This is a genomic window from Paenibacillus sp. cl6col, from assembly GCF_900102125.1.
Lineage (GTDB): Bacteria > Bacillota > Bacilli > Paenibacillales > Paenibacillaceae > Paenibacillus_B > Paenibacillus_B suaedae.
On record NZ_FNAZ01000005.1, the window covers coordinates 299,237 to 318,413 of the forward strand.

Sequence of the window (19,177 nt, forward strand, 5' to 3'; positions counted from 1 at the left end):
TGCTTATGAGGTTTTTTTATATTTACATGATCTAATAACCCGTCGTCGATGATTTTCGGCAGCGGGTTTTTTTTACGTTTCACCCTTTAATAATCATCAATTTCCCATCAGATTGTATGCGTTAATCACAATCGTTTCATTTTTGCTATGACGGTGCTTGACACAATGGTTCCAACCGTGTATAGTAATGATTACTGATTCCGAATTATTATCGGTTTCAAACGCAACATCTTATATGCGGTCATGGCGGAATTGGCAGACGCGCTAGATTCAGGTTCTAGTGGTAGCAATATCGTGGAGGTTCGAGTCCTCTTGACCGCACCATACTCTAATTAGCAGAATCCTTACGTCATTAAGGATTTTTTTATTTGTCTGTAATTCTTCGATAAGATGTTTTATCATAGCAGCTTTGAACAGGCTCGTAAATCGGATGCATGATGATTTACGGGCCTTTTTTGTGTCCCCATTATAGGTGAAGTCACGATCTTGGCTATCCGAGTGAGATCGTTAGTACAAGGTCGACAGTCATCCAATATCTAGTTAGATACAGGAGAAAAGACTCCAGGCTAAAAACAGCCGGAGTCTTGAATCATCTTACCATTATTCAAATTAACCATGTGCGCAGAAAGTGGTAGTTATAACAGAAGCATAAAGGTTCCGCCAACAAGCAGGAGGAGACCGACAAAAGCTTTCATAGACAATTTTTCCTTAAACACAATGTAAGCGAAGATAATCGTCACGAGTATGCTTAATTTATCGATAGGGACTACGATACTTGCGGGCCCTTCTTGCAGTGCCTTGAAGTAGAGCAGCCAGGACATGCCGGTGGCCAAACCCGATAAGGCAAGGAAAATCCAACTCTTTTTGTCGATTTCTTTGATGCCGCCCTGTTTCTTAGTTGCGAATACAATCAACCACGCCATGATCAGTACAACGATTGTTCGGATGGCGGTGCCTAGATTGGAATCAACATCTTCAATGCCGACTTTGCCTAGGATTGCTGTGATTGCTGCAAAAAGAGCGGATAGTACGGCATACCAAACCCAATTCCCGCTTTTGTCAGAGGATTGTCCAGCATCTTGTTTTCTTTGTATCATCATATACGTTCCAATTCCAATCAACGCCATACTGATGATTTTCAGTAAGGTAACTGGTTCCCCCAGTAAGATAATTGCAAAAAGCATTGTCATAATCGTGCTTGATTTATCAATGGGAACGACGACATTCACATTGCCTAGCTGCAGCGCTCTGAAATAGAAGATCCAAGAAGCACCGGTCGTCAGTCCTGATAATACGAGATAGAAGAGAGACTGCGAGCTGATGTCGAACAGGTTCGTATGTAAGTTCCCTGCAAACACGATAGTCCACGCAAAAATGACAACAATTCCGGTTCTAAGGGCGGTAGCTAGATTGGAATCCGTACGCTGAATCCCGATTTTAGCAAGAATAGAAGTTAAACCTGCAAATAGCGCCGCACCAAAAGCATAAATCATCCACATGTAGGTATCCTCCAAACTCTATGTAAAACACTATGTACCCAGGTAACAGGGAACTTATGATCATCTTCGTTTAGGGAAGACAGCATATCCTTCATTTTACTATATTTCTTCAGCTAGCCTATCGATACTCTCACGATTTCCCAGTCATGCGATGCTGAATCTTGATAACAAATGCCAGATGAGCTCTCTGCGGCTGGATGCTCATATGTATTTGTTCTCCTCAAGCCTCTAACTTCTCCGTTTTCCGTATATTAAATCCCAGATTTCAGGGATGGTAGTTTTATTGATTCTATCTATAATTGATAATGATTATCATTATAGTGGAAGAACAGGGAATTGGAAAGAGGTTAGGAATCCGTCATCCACATCACTGCACAAAAAGATTTGGACGATCACCGCTGCCACGATGCTCAGCCAAGTAAGCCAACAGATGAAGCTTTTCGTTATGGACATGATAGCGTAGATAGTTTCCTGGTTCCTTTGTGTAACCAAGCTGTTCGCGCGCTGTTATTTTCATGCCGACACGGGAGAAGTTTTCATCCAAATAATCTGGATGATAGGTTCGATCATGAGCTTGCGGAAACAGATGACAAATTCGCGCAAGTGAAGCGGCGGGGGGCTGATAATACAAATAGTGCCCCAGCACACGGGCGCCCGGCTTGAGATAAGTCAGCATCGGGAGAAGCGGGAAGATCCGATTGTGCAACGAAAAGTCGTTGAACGAAAAGCTGTCGACGATCAAATCAACGGTAACGGGAGCTAGAGGAAGCTGCCAATCACTGCTCACGATATAAAGCGCCTGCAAATCAGTATGGTTCTGTGAAAGCTTCTCTTTAAGCCTGATCAGCAGTTCGCTCGACGTACCGCAAAAGATGTACATCGTCTCCGGTGGGAGAGATGAGATGTATCTAGGTAGAACCGTGTACACATCAGCGTTGGCTTCCACGATCAGCTGATGCTTGGCAGGTTCGCTTCTAAGTCGGTCGGCCAACCATTGGTTGCCCTTTTCCGTCAAGTTGATAAAAGCAGATGAAAGCAATTGAAAACGCTCGTGCTCATAGCCATAGGTATATGCGGAACGAGCGTTTTCTTTATCCGAGGTAAGCAGAATGCCATCCTTGATTTCAGCCCGATAAGAGCAGGAGCAGTATAATTGTGCGCTAAGCATATATTTTCCCTGAAGGAAGGCGTTTCGTATTTGCAGTGGAATGCGGCAGGAGGGGCAGTAAAGCAGGGGCAAAAAGGAGTAAGGCACTCCGGTCTCTGCTTCCGTCCTAGGCTCGTCCTGTAAAGTGATTAATTTATTTTCAAGCTGATGAAGAGCGTTTTCCAGTTGCTCTTTATCCTTCATTAGCCGCTGTTTCTTTTCGTTCATCATACGTAGATGATGCCAGCGAATGTCTTCGAAGACGGTAAAATCAGAGATTCGCTTCCTCAAAAGCATTTGGCGAATTTCCTGAAGTGTAAAATGAAACTGCTTCATTTCACTGATAAAGGCCATATCCTCAACGCATGAAGGAGTAAATTCATATTGGGCGCTTGCTTTTTTATCCGGAAGCAGCAGCTCGATTTCAATGTAGTAGCGTACCGTATCTACGGACACGTCAAAACGCTTGGCGAATGCCCCAATCTTCATGTAAGCACCTCCCATATTTTCCTTAATCTAATAATAAACTAAAATTGCGGGGGCACTCCAGATTTTTTTGGAAAATGAGATGTATTGCAGGCTTGATCTCAAGTACGCTCCATCTCTTAAGATAAGCGCATAACGAAGAAAGAGGTGAGATGTAATGAAGTTGTCCGAATATGCTAGTTATGACGGTCTGGGGCTTGCTGAACTGGTCAAGCGCGGCGAAGTTACGCCAGAGGAACTGACGGCATTAGCTTGCGAAGCTATCCGGCTGCTGAATCCGCAACTAAATGTGATGGCCGTCTCGATGCAGGAGCTGGCAGAAAAAGAAAGCAAGTCTGCTTTGCCGAATGGCCCATTTACTGGAATTCCATTCTTGGTCAAGGATTCAACTTTGCATGCGGCTGGAGTGCCTCTAAATAGCGGGAGCCGACTGGGGGAAGGAATGATTTACCCGTACGACTCCGAGATGATGAGGCGGTTCCGACAGGCAGGTCTAGTAACACTCGGATCCACCACAGCGCCCGAATTTGGCTTCAATGTAACAACGGAAGCGGTTCTGTATGGGCCGACGAGAAACCCTTGGAATCCGGATAGGAGTCCAGGCGGCTCAAGCGGCGGCTCTGCTGCGGCGGTCGCGGCAGGTATTGTGCCAATTGCACATGCCAATGACGGTGGCGGCTCTATCCGCATTCCTGCGGCTTGCAGCGGTCTGGTCGGCTTGAAGCCGACGCGTGGACGAACACCCAACGGTCCTGACAACGGAGAAGTACTGAGCGGACTCGGTATACAATTTGCCGTGACCAAGACGGTGCGTGATACGGCTGCACTGCTGGATGCGGTTGCGGGGCCAGACCCGGGGGCTTATGCTTGGGCCGAACGGCCGAACCGTCCCTTCTCAGCAGAACTTGCTGAGGAGCCGGGGAGACTGCGGATAGCCTGGACGGGCAAGCCGTATTCAGGCACCCCCGTTGATGCGGAATGCTTGCGTGTCTTGCATGAGACCGTCGGCTTATGTGAGGAACTCGGGCATGAATTAGTGGAGGTATTGCCAGAAGTGGATTATGAAGCATTGTTTGTAGCGACGATGCACATATGGGCGGCCAACACGTATCATGGAATTGAGCGGCTTGCGAAAACCCTGAATAGGAAGCCCTCGGAACATAATCTGGAAGCAACGATACTGAAAGCTTACCAATACGGCGCTACCTTAACCGCCCATGATCTACTTAATGCCCTCGATATCAGTACGCAAGCGTCTCGATCCGTCGGTCGTTTCTTTGAACAGTACGACGTGCTGCTTTCCCCAACGATTGCGTCTGTGCCTTTTCCGTTGGGCGAGCTGAATGCCAACAATCCGGATATCGATCTAAGAAGCTGGACAGAACAAGTATTCACCCGTGCTCCGTTCACTAGTCTCTTTAATACGACAGGCCAGCCTGCTGTATCACTTCCGCTCGGTTGGAGCGTGGACGGCCTGCCGATCGGGATGCAATTTGCTGGGCGATTCGCCGACGAAGCTACACTGCTGCGGCTCTCCGCCCAATTGGAAGCCGCCCGACCATGGAATCATAAGCGTCCCGTCATTCATGCAGCTAACAGCCAATAAGCGATTCATTTTCTGATCAGACGAACAGAAACCCAGGTCGACTTAGTAAAAAGATAGCGATAGCATGTAGGTTATTATTAGGTTCCTTATGATAGGGATGGAAAATCACAAAAAGGAGAGCATATGCGGAATAAAGCAGATGTGGATAGATTAGCAGAAGTATATGCAATGCAAATGATTCTATGAAATAGAGATGTGTACTCGGAGAACTTAATGAAACTGGAGGGGCAAACGACTCAAACTCATCATAACTGAGGAAGAGAATCGGAAGGGCTTGCATAGTCTGGAGTCGCACGAGGTGTTACAAAACGCCTTCTCGGGATGTTGATCAGCCAAATGATCCAAGTGGGGGGCAAGGAAAGACAGTCCCAAATAAGTAAGATAAGCGTTAATGTATTAGAAAAGGCTAGGCTTGGAAAAACTAATTTTCCTAGCCTGGCCTTTCTTGCTTAACATAAAATGTTAAATCCGTTCAATACAAGGCTTGTTTTTGCTATCCTAACCCGCTTCGTTGTTATGCTGCTACGGTTTAATTTTTAAGTTGTGATTGGTTTTTACGATATTAGATTGAGTTGTTGCAGTAGTTATACTTACCATCAAGCTTCCTCCTGTTCTTCAATATAATTTCGACATCTTCCACATGTATCCTTTTAATCGAATGCAAGACAAACAAGGGTATTCAATAATAAGCATCCGTAACAATCGGCCACCTCAATCGATACTATGGTTTAGGAGGGGATGCGAATGCAGGATCCATTTTTTAATACAGCCACGATCCATACGATTCGCAACGGAGTCGAAGTACATGAGTTGTGGCTGCTTATTAACGCACGCTACGATGAGACCGCCAAGCGATTCAAGCGGATCAATGTCGACAATTTTAGCTTCGGTTGGCAAATGCAGGCTTGTGGCACGTATCCAGGTGAAGAAAACATCGGAGATTTAGACAATCAGGGAATGAATTTATGGAAGGCTAACGGGAAAAAGGCATACAGTGTAGGGGATCCTGCACGTGACCAAACCGGTGAAGATATCGGGGCTCTGCAACCGGATGGAAGCTGGCGTGAGTTCGGAATCATGCTGGGATGGAACAATCTGTTTATGTGTGACTCATATGGGGGAGTGACGATCGGAGGATCAGGCATTGAAATTGACGGCTCAGGCATATCCCCGCTCAGTAGGCTTTCACTGGGTAAATTCAGCGGTGGAAGCTTAGTCCCGCAGCGTCCTATTCAAGATTATGTGTTTGCCTATAACGGAATGTGTTGGAATGTTCAACATGGGCTGTGGAACAAAGATATTGGGGAACAGAGCGGCCTCTTCTATGGCTTGGCAGCACCAATCCACTACAATGATAAGGCTGATGGCTCGTTCAACCCGGATTCCAACAAGGCGAACATGGACAAAGCGGAAGTGGTCGTCATGAAATTGCCAGGTGGGAAATCTGCTCAGATCGAAAATTGGGAATATCTTGTGCAAATAACGAGCAGCGGGAACGCAAAAGTCCACGGTTATGATGTCCCGCTAACTCAAGCCATAACCGTTAGTTTAAATCAAAATCAAGCAGCTGACGTATTTTATCCGAATTCAACCTGGAACAAGAGGAATGCGCATATCTTGGGTGTTAAGGGAATGAAGGCTGATGGAACGACAAAATCGGTTCAAAGCTATGATGCTTCCTACTATGATTATGGCATATATCTCAGTATGCCTGCTGGATATACCCAAGCGGAGGTTCTATTGTCGAGAATCGGAATGTCGTCGGAATGATGTAATACAAAAGAGCCGCTTGGCTTAATGGCCAGCGGCTCGTCATTTTCTATAGATGCTATTTACATTTTAAAAACCCATTTATATTCTGAAGGATTCCATTCGATCTTTCCATCCTTGTTCAATTTTCCAAATTCCATAGCAACTGTTTTGTTGACTGCTTTCATCCCATTGTCAAAGGCAAAAGTGAAACGATTGCCGAATGTTTCTTCAATGCTTTGAACTGCATCAGCCAAGTTTACGACGATATCTCTTTTAATCTTGTTGTACAACCACAGTGCAACGTGTTGTTCGTTCATTTTACTTGCTCCCTTCATAATTCCTATATTCACGGCTGACAGTTTTGGGCTTCTCCGTCCTAAAGTCTGATCCCGTATCTTTATATTACTACAAGATCCTACCCAATCCTGCTATGTAAATGTGAAGATCTTTTGTCATTTAACGCTTATATGCTTGAGTGCATAGTTGCTTTACTGTGATAAAACATAAATGGAGCACACAGTTGAGTAGAATCTACTTCTTAAATAATCATATCCTTTTCCCATTATCTTATGCTAAGGTAAGCGGTTTGCGACTACGATTGAGAACGTGTATACAATTATTTAACTTGTATGTAGAGAAATTTCGATTATGATAAAGGAGTAAGAGGCGTAAATGATCTGACTTTTGAAAAAAATGGTATTGACATGGTGGAGTAATGAGAGTATAATCACTATTCAATAGCGCAACACACTCCCTCAACCGTCATTTCACCGTCCATTTCGCCAACCACTTGACTGTCCATTGGTTCGTTACTCACTGTTGCTTCGTCCCTTTTTTAAGCTTGGAATTGTAATTGTAGTGAAGTTTGCTTTATTTTTATTGTGGCTAGTTTAGTTGTGAAATGTTTTTGAGGATTGATCATCCTATGCTGGGATGATGTTTGAACATGTTGTGAAATGTTTAATCATGTTAAAGAAAGAGAATTTTAAGAAACCTGACTCATTGAAAATAGAGCTAGGAGGTTTTTTCTTAAGAAGTTGGAGGAATACAAATGAATACAATACTAGTAAACAATTGGTTGAATCACATGGGTGATTACCGTGCAAGCCGTGCATTGAATGAGCGTAGATTGACTTATCGTATGTCTTATGTACAAGATATGAAGATGAACATGGTGGGTGCGCGTCGTGAACAAGACAAGTTGCGTCATGCCATTACACGTGCGAAGGAACAAGAAATGATCTTCCATGCTGCATGCTCGAAACTTGATGCTGTACATCGCGATGCATTGAATACGCGTTACATGCACAATCAACGAGGCATTGAACCTGGTGTCATTTCCGAAGCGATTGATGCTCTTACTGCGGCATTGCAGTTGATGGAGAAGTACGGTGCGATTCAGTATCGTATTGTTGAAGGCTATGTGATTATGAATTTTGTACAACAGCGCACAGCGTAAGTGTATAGGATGCGATCAGGATTTTATAAACTGTCATCTCACGGACAGTTCTCGTCCGCTTTAGCATCTCATATTGCATCTCATTTTAAACGATTGGGTGAGCATATGTTTTTGGAAAGTATGGAACGTTAACAGCCTCTTAAGGATAAAACTTAAGAGGTTTATTTATTTCCACTTGCTTTAATCAATTAACTTATAAAAGCAACCCCCGAAGCTTCTCTCCTTATGCCTAAAGAAGCCCAAAACACAGCCTAATTGTAATATGACGCTGGAATGCGCCCCCTTGCTTGAACAGATGAAGAGAGCGCTCTTCCCAATTAGAACATGGATTGATAGAACATAACTGCATCACAGATGCGTGATGCAATGAGCGTCTGAGTTCGTGGTTCGGTCAGCAGCTTGCGATCCCGATCATTGCTAATAAACCCGGCCTCAACAATCACTGCTGGCTGCTCCACCCGCTTGAGCAAATAATAAGTAGGGCCGAGCTCTGGCTGCTTATGCGATGCAAAGATTGGATTCAATGATTGTTGTATAAACCAAGCGAGCATTCGGCTTCGCCCTTCCTTCTGATGCAGCACAATCGGGCCGCGTGCAGCTTTGTTTTTGTTCCAATTGACATGAATGCTGATGAATACGGATACGGGGAGTTCTTGACTTAGCTGCCGACGCTGTGCAAGATCCTTGCGATGTCTAGAGCGGGTGACCGACCATCGGTTATCATCGCTAAGCGCATAATCACCGGTTCGGTTGACAATGACCGGAATGCCCCTCGATTTCAGCATAAGATACAACTTCTGAGCGATAGCTAAATTAATGTCCTTCTCCAAGATATTGCCGTGAGTTGTTCCTCCATCAATTCCCCCATGTCCTGCATCAATTAAGACCAGCTTAGAGAAGGGAAGACTCGGAAGTGATCCAATTGGTTCTGTATTGGGTGGAACAGATGCTGCAATAGGTTCAGGGATTGCGTCCACGGCTAACTCCTGATATACGGCTGTCTCATTTGTGGCGGCAGCACGTCCAGCATGTCCGACCCCAATATTAGCGGTACACCCGATGACAATAGCTATAATGCCAGCGACCATTCGGCGCAATCGCGATGCACATGACGGTTGATGTAGCATGAAGCAATCCCTTCTTTCTGTCACATGGTCAACATAATCACTCCATCTTTATCGTGTACAGCGAAGCACAACCTCATTCCTGCCAATTTGGATTGGTGCGCCGTAGATCTGGGTATCCTAAGAATGACGGGGCGAGGCAGCCAAGAGATAACGACGAGAGGATTGAGAACCGTTATGGCTAAAGCAGGAAAAGGAGAAGACTTGATTAAATACATTACACAACGCGTTGTCACCTATATGGATACGCCGGTTGAAGCGCGTCGGGAGCGTCAAATGGAGCGGAAAAATCGTGCAAAGGAATCGTGGCAAACGAAGTGGTTCGGAATGGTGCCATTCGGAGTCAAAATGTGGGCTGGCCAATGGGGGAGTGCAAGCAAGCCTCTGCTCAAGCGGGCCAGAGAACTAAATGTGCTCCGACTATTGCGCAAACAAGTCAAAACAGCCTCAAATTCTCCATCATCAGGATCGGGGACGCCTTCTCAACCTTAGGCAAAAAAAGGGGCACGCCTTTGAAGGTCGTGCCTCTTTGCAAGGATCAAGCTATGAACATAGTTTTATGACTGTGGAATAAATGCCCCCGCCTGCAGTGCATCTGAGGAGGGCAGCCAGCGTATGGATTTCATGTCTTGAGAAGAGACGATTACATACACATTGTCGCTTGTTTTTGCCAAATCGCTTGAATTGCTCTGACCATCTCTATTTCCTCCTCCAAGCATCCATCTCTGAATCCCGATATACGAAAAAGGTTGATTAACAGCCCCGCCACTTATGCGCTGTACATAAACCCAATTTTGATCACGATAAGTAAGAGGAAGCTCCTTGGAGCTATTCATAGATAGCTTAGTCATCCAGTTCACTTTCTCATAGGGATCAAATGGTGCAATCAAACTGCTTGAAGAGGCAACCTCGCTGTAGCTCTGCGAGGAGGCGGCGGCATGAGAGGATAGCAATTGTATCGGAAGCAATCGTTCCTTGCTGTCCATGCGTTTAGATTGACTCGCTGAGGGCTGACTCAACAAGGTCGGGCTATCATTTGCATCTCGCTTTGTTGGCGCTGGTGCATACTGCTTCGGCAGCGGGAGCCATTCTCCACTTTGCGCATCAAGCCAATCAACGTTCCCGTTGTGCCATTCCACTCGCCATACGGTAAGCAGCGGGGCTAGCTGGTACGGGTAAATGCTCGTTACATGAACTTCCTTATTATGTTCCTCAGCAAGCTGCTGCTGTCGATCTAACAATGCATCCTGTAAGGTTGATTCATCGAAGGGCTGCTGTTCGCCAAGCCCATATTCCGACAGTCGTATTCGACCATCGGCATCTGCTTGTAGAATCATATATCCAATTTGCTTTTGCTTGTCCATGACGCGGATGAACCACCCATGCATGCCAGGGCCAAGAGGGAAGCGTTCTGTATCTGCATGCTCCCATTGCTGGAATGGGGCTTTCTTGGCGAGCTGCTGCTGATAGTGGATAATTGCTTCATCAATCTGTTTGTTCTCTCCCCCCCCTGAAAGCGGGGTCAAAGATGCGGGTGCAGACTGGAAGATGTGATAGGTAGACGAAGCAGAAGTAGACGTCAAGATGATCGAATGTTCACTAAATAAGGATTGTTGAAAGGAGAGCGGAGCATAAGCTTCGCTTACCAAGTTCTCATTGGTTCTGCCCGATAGTGGCTTGGCTTCGCTTGATGCAAACAGAATGCCGACAGTAACACTGCCAGCTACAAGGGAAGTCAGTGCAGCGGATGCGGCGATATAAGCCAATTTCGTCCACCAAGGTTCATTATTCATGCGAATCACCTCTAATTTCCGTTGTTACAGGCTTCCTGTATCGGTTGCTGTTAGTTGATTTCCTTAATTGTAAAGGACAAGCTCTAAAAATGGTGTCGTTCCATTGTTCAGGTGCTTGTCCTTTACACGTTCTATTTTTGCCGCAATGTGGCGTTTCTGCACTGTTCATGATTGATAGGCTTAGGCCAATGTCGAAGGAAGATGAATCAGACCTGCATTGAGAAAATTGACCGCAATCCGAGGCTCGAATTGCCACCGAATCTCTTGGCACCTCATGTCATATTGCTGCTGGATCTGTTCTTGTTTCGAAGGGGAATTTGTATTCCCTTGTTCGGGATCAGTGTCGGAATCATCCCCGCCATGCTTGTCCTTGTTGGATGGCATATTCGCAGCCTGCTCGGCATCGGTGCTGAATTGCTGAAGCTGAGGTTCGTAATAAGACTTCAATCTCGCAAGCTCTTCTTCCAATCGTTCTGACGCCTCCACAGCCCATGTATTGTCATAGGTAGAGATGAGATCAATTAATTGTCTTTCTACAGCCTCGCGGGCTTGTTGAATAGACAACGACCAAGGCGCAACATGCACATTGGAAGGAAGCTTAGGGGACAAGGGCATGGACAGCAATTGTTCCATGAAGTCAGTCCGGATGCGTCCCGTTACAAGAGATATTCCGAACGAATGAATTTCCTCTCTCTTCAGATCGCAAGCAAATTCGACGTTAAGATTTAAGAGAAGCCATGGCTCATATGCAGTAGAACGCTTACTACCTCGTATGGAGCTGCTTGCAGCAGTACTGCCGGCATTGGCTGGTTCAGCGAACAATTGAATGAATCGACCCTCGTCATGAACCGCTTGCATGATGCTCGACAGCCGCCGGCTGCCGAAGGTAACATCCTCGCGTGGAATTCGTCCTATGCCTCCACCGCCGCCTGTGAAGGCGGGTGCTACGCCGAAGTAGCGACCGAGAATGGAGTCGCCGGGGGCTGTGCCGGCAGGGATAGAGCCCGGAGGCGGAGCAATAGCAGCTGCACCAGTTGGCGGAGCTGTGGCGGCACCCGCAGGTGGCAGGACTTGCGGGGCAGAAGGTCCACGAGGGGGTTCAGGCGGCATCGCAGAAGGATCGAATACGAAGGTGAATCGCATCGTCTCGGGCTCTGCCCCTGTGCGATCAACGAAACCCCAATAGTAGGGACGGTTCGTAAGCTTACGGTCGGCTCGTTCTGACAGCTTCACGGTTACACTGGCAGGTGAGGTCTCCATGATATGACAATCGGTGGCCTCCAAATAATCGAGCACAAATCGTCGTACTTGCTCCGTATTCATTCCTTCCTACCTCCTATTCCTGTCATCATCCTTCAATCTCGGCACTCATGTTATGCAGGAGATTACTTATTGCTGCACTCTTCTCGTCGTCTTCCATATCTATTTCTTCACGTATCGCATTTAACGAATTGCCTAAACGCTCCACCTCGGTGCGAATCAGATCTTCCGAATCCGATTCCAGAAGAATGCGGGAGAGGCTCTTCTCGAGTGAATCCTGCTTCTCGAACCGTTCCAGGATCATGTCGAGACTGCCGATGACCATCTCGAACATGTTGATTTTCTCATGAAGCAGGTTCAATATATATTCTTCAATCGTTCCTTGCGTCGATAGGTTGTAGATCTTCACATCATTGTTCTGACCAAGCCGATGTACCCTACCAATCCGCTGCTCTACGCGCATCGGGTTCCATGGCAAATCAAAATTAATCATATGATGGCAGAACTGCAGATTGATACCTTCGCCTCCAGCTTCTGTTGCAATCATGACTTGTGCCCGTCCGCGGAAAAGATCCATCATCCAATCCTTCTTGCCGCGGTTCATCCCTCCGCTGTAAGGAACTACGACTATACCGGCATTGCGGAAATACTGCAGCAAGTACTCCTGGGTAGCTCTGTATTCGGTAAACACGATAACTTTTTCATTAATATCGCGAATAATGTTCATCGCCGTTTCGGCTTTGGTATTCGCATTAATGCCTTTAATGAGATCGACAAGATCCCAGATATAATTGCGAATAGGGGAGTCCTCGGCAAGCTTTTTTGACAAATTCACAAGTGTTAAGAAGACGGCATCCCGACTGGAGCATACTTCCCGCTGCAACGTAATGAGGGAGAACATGCTGCCGATATCCCCGCTGCTTGTTCGATATTGCTCCTTTACAAATCGAGTGACTCCATCATAGAGCGCCTGTTCTTCCGGCGAGAGGGTGAGTGGAACATTCTTAACGATACGCTTCGTAAAATGAACATTGCCTTCACCTCTGCGATTGCGCACCATGACCTTCGATAGCTCGCTCTGGAGCATGCCCTCATTCTTCGGCATCCGCTTGTCTGCGACGAAGTTCGTGCTGAACTCCCCTTGACCGCCCAGCTGACCTGGCTTCAGCAGATTGATCAAGTTATACAACTCGTTCATATCGTTCTGAACGGGTGTAGCAGTTAGCAGAAGACAGTATTTCTTGCGCAAATGCTGAATGAATTGATAGTTCGTTGTTTTCCGATTTTTCAGTTTATGGGCTTCGTCAACGATTAACATATCGTATTCCTGCTCCATGAGAATTTCCTTGTGCGGATCGCGCTTAGCTGTATCCATGGAAGCGACTACGATGTCATTCGCCCATTGATATCCCTTCTTTTGGGCGATCGCGGGGATGCCGAACTTATGGTTCAACTCACGAACCCATTGCAGCACAAGAGAGGCGGGCACTAAGATGAGCACTCGCTTCACAAGTCCCCGAATCATGTATTCCTTCAAAACAAGACCGGCTTCGATCGTCTTCCCGAGACCTACCTCATCGGCTAATATTGCTCTGCCTCGCATATCATGCAGCACTTTGCGGGCTGTCTCCAACTGATGCGGCAGTGGATCGACGTTTGTAATATGAGTTAAGCATTGAAGCTCGTCAAATGCATGAATTCGCTTTGCCTGCTGGGCTTCGTATGCAAGCCGGAATAAGGTCCAATCATCCCAAGGGCTGTTTTTGTCAATGCGAGCAAGAAGCTCGTCCGTCCAACCGTTCTCGATAGTAAGGGGGATGCGACCTATTGCAGCTGTGCTAGTACGGGAGGATGAGGAGGGGTTATCTCCATTATTACCCACAGCTCCCATAGATGCTTCGATTCCGGGGTAAGCTAGTGTCGTAGAAGCGTTACTCGGTGTACGAGACTCTTCGTTCGACCGCTGATACGTACGCATGTTGTCTCCCTCCCTAATCGATTCGTTATTCCTCATTACCGTGTAGTATGGACGTAATCTTCTTATTTCATAACTGTTCATACGATACGATGGAAAGAGTTTGAAATGAGGGGTTTATCACAGTAGTTTTGTATATGTTGATGTAAAATACTTTTTGGACACTAGATATAGTGTTGAGTACATACCATGTAAGCAGGTCTAACGCACGTGGTTGTCGGTAATGATTTGATGAATTGAAGAAGCCAGGAGGTCGTTCTCTTTGAATATGCCACAGAAGAAACGCTTGGAAGGATTAAGTGAGAAGATATTTCTAGATCGATATGCAAAAAAGGATGCAGATACGAATAATACCCGAGTGGGGGACGTTGTACTTGTATTAACGAAAGATGATCCGAAATTTCCGACGAAGGAGGTTGGAGAGGTTACTGCACGTAATGGCCGGAACTTATCTGTTGCACTCCGAAGCGGGGCGACCATCCAGACATCTATTGAGCATGTTACCCTGACCGTGGAGAAAACACCGGAGGAAATGTGGGATCGATTGGCATCTGCAATTGCCTCCGTTGAGACTACGGAGAAGCAAGCAGAATGGACGGACAAATTCAGATATATTCTCGATGATTGGAAGCTTGTCCCGGGTGGACGAATCGCAGCAGGAGCAGGAGCAAGTGAGGAGCTAACCTTGTTCAATTGCTATGTCATTCCGTCTCCGAAGGATAGTCGAGGCGGGATTATGCAGACGCTCTCGGAAATGACAGAGATTATGGCTCGGGGTGGCGGCGTTGGCATCAATCTATCCTCGCTTCGTCCAAGACGGGCTATTGTGCGTGGTGTTAATGGCTCATCCAGTGGAGCGGTTTCATGGGGAGGCTTATTCAGCTATACGACAGGACTTATCGAGCAGGGCGGCAGCCGGCGTGGTGCCTTAATGTTAATGATGTATGATTGGCATCCGGACATTTTGGATTTTATTACGGTGAAGCAGACTGCAGGTCAAGTGACGAATGCGAACTTATCTGTCTGTGTTAGCAATGGATTTATGAAAGCCGTGAAGGAGGACTTGGACTGGGAGCTTGTATTCCCAGATACGAGTGATCCGGACTATGATGAGCAGTGGGATGGAGATTTGGAAAAGTGGAAGAAGGCAGGCAAGCCCGTCATTCCTTATCAGACAGTTAAGGCCCGCGACATTTGGCATACGATTATAGAGTCGGCGTGGAAGTCGGCGGAACCGGGTGTTGTCTTCATGGAGCATTATAATCAGATGTCGAACAGCTGGTATTTCAACCCGATTATCTGTACGAATCCTTGTGGAGAACAGGGACTGCCGGCGTGGGGTGTCTGCAATTTATCTGCGCTCAACCTGTCCAAGTTTTATGATGCTGAGAAGCGGGATGTTGCTTGGGAGGAGCTATCGAAGGTAACGCGTTATGCGGTGCGCTTCCTCGATAACGTCATAGATAAGACTCCGTATCATTTTGAGGAGAATAAAAACAATCAACAGAAGGAGCGGCGTGTCGGGCTTGGCTCGATGGGATTGGCAGAATTGATGATCAAGCTTGGAATCCGATATGGAAGTCCTTACTCGCTCGAATTCCTTGACCGACTGTTCGGCTTTATTGCTCGCGAGGCCTACTTGGCTTCTGCGGATATTGCTGCGGAGAAAGGGGCTTTCCCTGCCTTTCAAGCAGAGCCTTACTTGTCAAGCGGCTTCATGAAGCAAATGTGCGGTGTATATCCTGAGGTCGAAGAAGCAATTCAAGCGAAGGGGATGCGTAATGTAACGGTCATTACACAAGCGCCGACGGGCAGCACGGGTACCATGGTTGGCACTTCCACCGGGATCGAGCCGTACTTCGCCTTCAAATATTACCGCCAGAGCCGTCTCGGCTATGACGAGCAGTTCGTGCCGATTGCGCAGCAATGGAAGGATGCGCATCCGAACGACCAGCTGCCAGATTACTTTGTAACAGCGATGGATCTGTCAGCAGAGGATCATATTCGTGCGCAAGCAGCGATTCAGCGCTGGGTGGACAGCTCGATTTCCAAAACGGCGAACTGTCCGAATGACTTTACTGTCGAGCAGACGAAGGAATTGTATGAACTGGCGTTCGACCTCGGATGTAAAGGTGTAACCATTTACCGAGATGGAAGTCGAGACGTGCAAGTGCTGTCGACGGAGAAAGAGTTGAAGCAGGAAGAGAGCAACCATTCAGGATCGGGGCAAGCTGATTCCCATTCGAACTCGCAGCAAAAGCAGCCTGAACAGGATGATTTCCGTGCGGACAATCAGGAGAAGCAGCAATCAACACAGGGAGGGGTTCTGCATTGCGAGTCTTCATTTGTCTCTGAGGGTCAACAGAAGACGAAGAACAATGGGAATGGAAATGAGCAGCAGCTTCATCGTCAGGATACTGGCTCGTCTGGTGCATCGTCTTTGAGTGTCTCTTCAGATCATGAACAGAAGGATGGAGTACGAGCGCAGGAAAGTAATGACGGTCAGGAATCTACTCAGGAATCTACACATGGCAATGCTTCTCCTTCTGCTGAGGTAACTGCAACCAAGGGGGGAGAGTCTGAATCAGCAAGCTCAAATAATGTGTACAAGCGCCGTCCACAAGTATTGCGCGGGGCAACGTATAAGATTAATACGCCGTTCGGGATGGCGTACATTACGATTAATGATTTGAATGACATTCCTGCAGAAATTTTCTTAAACGTCGGCAAGGCTGGATCCGATGTATTTGCGATGGCGGAAGCGCTAGGCCGCGTATGTTCCCTGTTCCTGCGCTATGGCGACCATGGGAACAAAGTAGAGCTGTTAATCAAGCATTTGAAGGGAATCGGTGGATCAGGCTCCGTTGGCTTCGGTGCTAATCGGGTGGAGTCGATTGCAGATGCAGTCGCAAAAGCGCTGGAGACACATATGCAGGAGCAGGCATGTGATCAAGAGCGTCAGCGAAATAGTAAAGGGAGAAACGGTCAGCAGAACCATCAAAATGACAGCGGTCAGTCGCATAACAATAACCAACAATCGAGTGAAAATGGCCATCAGTCAAAAAACAACAATCAGACTGCCAGTGGCAATCATCAACAGGTTAATTCTTCACGACAGGAATCGATCGAACAGGAACCAATCGCAGCTGCGATTGAAGATTCATCATCTGCTCAGAAAGATACATCTCCACCGATGATGAGCGGGATGTCGAGAGACTTATGTCCTTCCTGCGGTTCAGCTTCTCTTATCAATATGGAAGGCTGCAAGACGTGTGCGAACTGTGGATACAGCCGTTGTTCATAAAGAGCTTATGTTCGAAGATTTGAGAGAAATGAGTGCTGTGAATCATTTGTATGTAACGTTCATTGTAATAGTCGGGGCAATACATCGGCTACCTTGTCACCGTGGCGGCATGGATAACAATTCGGTGGCGCTGCTTGGATAATGAAGAGAGGCGCGCAGATCAAATCGCCGATTAATGGTTACAAAGTATAGGGCAAATGGAAAACCCCCGTGAAGCTGCTGTGGCAGCGCCCCGGGGGTTTGTGTTTTGGTCTGGCGCAGCATGACGCCAACTATTTAACCCCTGACAGCCTGTAGTATGGCTGCAGCCGGTCCCTGGTTGTTTTCTAGTTGCATAAAATGAACGGGAGATTACCTTAAACTTCAGATCATTTTATATAGGTTAACAGAATAATGACACTTCTAAAACAACAAAAGCCCTACCTCTCTTTTGTCCTTGCGGCTCCGATGACCGCGCCAGTGTGAATCAGAATTTCGTCTTTACATAAACTCATACTTCGTTTGGGTTATTCAAAATAAGAATTTAAAACTTCGTGGTCACGAAGGGTTATTCTTCTAGCGAGGAACGTAAAAGGGGTTAAATTGATATTACAATATCATATTATATCACAGATGTAACTATCTGGCAAGAGCTCTATTGGGTTCTACTTTGGGCTGCACGGGCGGAGCCGGAAATAACAAAACTGACCTAAATGGTATCCTGATGAGAGTGTTTTCAGTTATTAATTAGATATTGGCTAGAGCCAATTATATGACGATCAATGTGTTGCTGGCAAAGTTTGAAGTGAAGAGAGTGGATTGGTTAAAAAATTGTTATTCATATGAGCAGTTGACTAATCTTGCAGCGCATTTAAAAATACAAAAAAAATTACCTGGCAGTGCTTCAATTTCAAAATAATATACTGGAAATACGAATTCTTACTTATTAAAAAATCGAATGAAATATTTAGGAACCGCCGAATACCGAGCGGTATGTATGTCAGAAAAAGTTATTAATTAACAATTTGAATATTGCAAAGAAAAATTTGGTATGTTACTATTGCGCTAACACTTACGATAGGAGTTGAAGAGGGTAATGTAGAATTTCTTGCTTATGTTTAAAGAATAAAACAAGTTCTATTTGTTCTGTTTTATTCTTTATTGGCAAGAAAGTTACCTTATTCTTTTCACTCAAAATATATCCTTATCTGACTCTGCGTAGGGTTGGGTTTGCTTTATTTTTTTGAGCTGTAAGAAAGGTCAACTTTCTTGCGGCTCTTTTTATTTGAGTATTTTGCATTAATCTGAGCCCTTGATACGCAAGGATTTTCAGTCATAAAAAAGGAACTTCACCCCAACTTGGCGAAGTTTATTGGTGATAAAACCAAAAACACCCAATAATGGAGGAATCTTCGTCCTTGCGCGAAAGAGCTGAGAAGCCGTTTACCCCGAAGGGCTTAAGGTCACTCTATTGTTAAAATATAGAGAAAGGTAGGAAAGGAGAATGTATTCACCAGATCCGCTGTCGAAAAGTGCAAAATATTAGCAATGCCTACAATTTTGATCCAAATAAGGATACTCCTCTGTATTTATAAAACCTCAAACAAATTCTTTCTTACAACCAGAATCGTACAATTCTCATTAAAACAGACAGACATATAATTATTCAATTCATCAGCAAGAATAAGGTGAATTTTCAGGAAATTGAGAACTACTGTGTTACATTCAACCCACAGCGGACAGCATGACCAATACCGGCATTCCAAGGATTCCAAAGAGAAGGAAGGGTATTT

At 46.0% G+C, this 19,177-nt stretch carries 12 protein-coding genes and 1 tRNA gene; 6 read left to right on the forward strand and 7 right to left on the reverse strand.

The window, feature by feature from the left end; all coding sequences use genetic code 11:
* Nucleotides 1-237: 237 nt before the first annotated feature.
* A tRNA-Leu gene (locus tag BLS15_RS15735) sits at nt 238-324 on the forward strand.
* 311 nt (nt 325-635) lie between these two features.
* Here the strand turns inward: BLS15_RS15735 and BLS15_RS15740 are convergent.
* Entirely contained in the window at nt 636-1,499 is an 864-nt protein-coding gene (locus BLS15_RS15740; protein ID WP_090512401.1) for an EamA family transporter, read from the reverse strand.
* 367 nt (nt 1,500-1,866) lie between these two features.
* Nucleotides 1,867-3,135 carry a MerR family transcriptional regulator gene (locus tag BLS15_RS15745; protein WP_175460786.1) on the reverse strand — a complete coding sequence of 423 codons (1,269 nt, stop codon included), beginning with the start codon at nt 3,133-3,135 and terminating at the stop codon, nt 1,867-1,869.
* Between the two features lie 154 nt (nt 3,136-3,289).
* Here BLS15_RS15745 and BLS15_RS15750 point away from each other — a divergent pair, with 154 nt between their 5' ends.
* Nucleotides 3,290-4,738, forward strand: coding sequence for an amidase (locus BLS15_RS15750; RefSeq protein ID WP_090512409.1), 1,449 nt, complete (start codon nt 3,290-3,292; stop codon nt 4,736-4,738).
* 744 nt (nt 4,739-5,482) lie between these two features.
* Nucleotides 5,483-6,508: a hypothetical protein gene (locus BLS15_RS15755; RefSeq protein WP_021253186.1), complete on the forward strand. Its 1,026-nt coding sequence runs from the start codon at nt 5,483-5,485 to the stop codon at nt 6,506-6,508.
* Between the two features lie 62 nt (nt 6,509-6,570).
* On the opposite strand, the gene BLS15_RS15760 is transcribed toward BLS15_RS15755, so the two are convergent.
* Entirely contained in the window at nt 6,571-6,807 is a 237-nt protein-coding gene (locus BLS15_RS15760; protein ID WP_021253185.1) for a DUF6953 family protein, read from the reverse strand.
* Between the two features lie 734 nt (nt 6,808-7,541).
* Between BLS15_RS15760 and BLS15_RS15765 the strand changes: the two genes are divergently transcribed.
* On the forward strand, nt 7,542-7,949 hold the full coding sequence (locus BLS15_RS15765) for a hypothetical protein (protein ID WP_021253184.1): 408 nt from the start codon (nt 7,542-7,544) through the stop codon (nt 7,947-7,949).
* Nucleotides 7,950-8,266: 317 nt separating this feature from the next.
* On the opposite strand, the gene BLS15_RS15770 is transcribed toward BLS15_RS15765, so the two are convergent.
* Complete coding sequence (locus tag BLS15_RS15770) at nt 8,267-9,076, reverse strand: N-acetylmuramoyl-L-alanine amidase (protein WP_254777352.1); 810 nt, start codon at nt 9,074-9,076, stop codon at nt 8,267-8,269.
* Nucleotides 9,077-9,250: 174 nt separating this feature from the next.
* On the opposite strand from BLS15_RS15770, the gene BLS15_RS15775 reads away from it, so the two are divergent.
* Nucleotides 9,251-9,565, forward strand: a complete 315-nt coding sequence (locus tag BLS15_RS15775; protein WP_021253182.1) for a YqzE family protein — start codon at nt 9,251-9,253, stop codon at nt 9,563-9,565.
* Between the two features lie 65 nt (nt 9,566-9,630).
* Here BLS15_RS15775 and BLS15_RS15780 read toward each other — a convergent pair whose 3' ends face one another.
* The 3 genes from BLS15_RS15780 to BLS15_RS15790 all read right to left on the reverse strand — a co-directional run bounded on the left by BLS15_RS15780 (nt 9,631) and on the right by BLS15_RS15790 (nt 14,104).
* The gene (locus tag BLS15_RS15780) at nt 9,631-10,866 is read right to left on the reverse strand and encodes a hypothetical protein (protein ID WP_090512413.1); all 1,236 of its coding nucleotides are present in this window, start codon (nt 10,864-10,866) and stop codon (nt 9,631-9,633) included.
* 180 nt (nt 10,867-11,046) lie between these two features.
* Nucleotides 11,047-12,189: a YqhG family protein gene (locus BLS15_RS15785; protein ID WP_021253180.1), complete on the reverse strand. Its 1,143-nt coding sequence runs from the start codon at nt 12,187-12,189 to the stop codon at nt 11,047-11,049.
* 25 nt (nt 12,190-12,214) lie between these two features.
* Nucleotides 12,215-14,104 carry a DEAD/DEAH box helicase gene (locus BLS15_RS15790; RefSeq protein ID WP_021253179.1) on the reverse strand — a complete coding sequence of 630 codons (1,890 nt, stop codon included), beginning with the start codon at nt 14,102-14,104 and terminating at the stop codon, nt 12,215-12,217.
* A 259-nt stretch (nt 14,105-14,363) separates the two neighbouring features.
* On the opposite strand from BLS15_RS15790, the gene BLS15_RS15795 reads away from it, so the two are divergent.
* Entirely contained in the window at nt 14,364-17,405 is a 3,042-nt protein-coding gene (locus BLS15_RS15795) for an adenosylcobalamin-dependent ribonucleoside-diphosphate reductase (RefSeq protein ID WP_254777353.1), read from the forward strand.
* The last annotated feature ends 1,772 nt before the right edge of the window (nt 17,406-19,177 follow it).

What these genes read in the sequence shown, in the direction of transcription:
- BLS15_RS15740 (WP_090512401.1), bottom strand. Translation starts at nt 1,499, where the DNA reads ATGTGGATGATTTATGCTTTTGGTGCGGCGCTATTTGCAGGTTTAACT.
- BLS15_RS15745 (WP_175460786.1), bottom strand. Translation starts at nt 3,135, where the DNA reads ATGAAGATTGGGGCATTCGCCAAGCGTTTTGACGTGTCCGTAGATACG.
- BLS15_RS15750 (WP_090512409.1), top strand. Translation starts at nt 3,290, where the DNA reads ATGAAGTTGTCCGAATATGCTAGTTATGACGGTCTGGGGCTTGCTGAA.
- BLS15_RS15755 (WP_021253186.1), top strand. Translation starts at nt 5,483, where the DNA reads ATGCAGGATCCATTTTTTAATACAGCCACGATCCATACGATTCGCAAC.
- BLS15_RS15760 (WP_021253185.1), bottom strand. Translation starts at nt 6,807, where the DNA reads ATGAACGAACAACACGTTGCACTGTGGTTGTACAACAAGATTAAAAGA.
- BLS15_RS15765 (WP_021253184.1), top strand. Translation starts at nt 7,542, where the DNA reads ATGAATACAATACTAGTAAACAATTGGTTGAATCACATGGGTGATTAC.
- BLS15_RS15770 (WP_254777352.1), bottom strand. Translation starts at nt 9,076, where the DNA reads ATGCTACATCAACCGTCATGTGCATCGCGATTGCGCCGAATGGTCGCT.
- BLS15_RS15775 (WP_021253182.1), top strand. Translation starts at nt 9,251, where the DNA reads ATGGCTAAAGCAGGAAAAGGAGAAGACTTGATTAAATACATTACACAA.
- BLS15_RS15780 (WP_090512413.1), bottom strand. Translation starts at nt 10,866, where the DNA reads ATGAATAATGAACCTTGGTGGACGAAATTGGCTTATATCGCCGCATCC.
- BLS15_RS15785 (WP_021253180.1), bottom strand. Translation starts at nt 12,189, where the DNA reads ATGAATACGGAGCAAGTACGACGATTTGTGCTCGATTATTTGGAGGCC.
- BLS15_RS15790 (WP_021253179.1), bottom strand. Translation starts at nt 14,104, where the DNA reads ATGCGTACGTATCAGCGGTCGAACGAAGAGTCTCGTACACCGAGTAAC.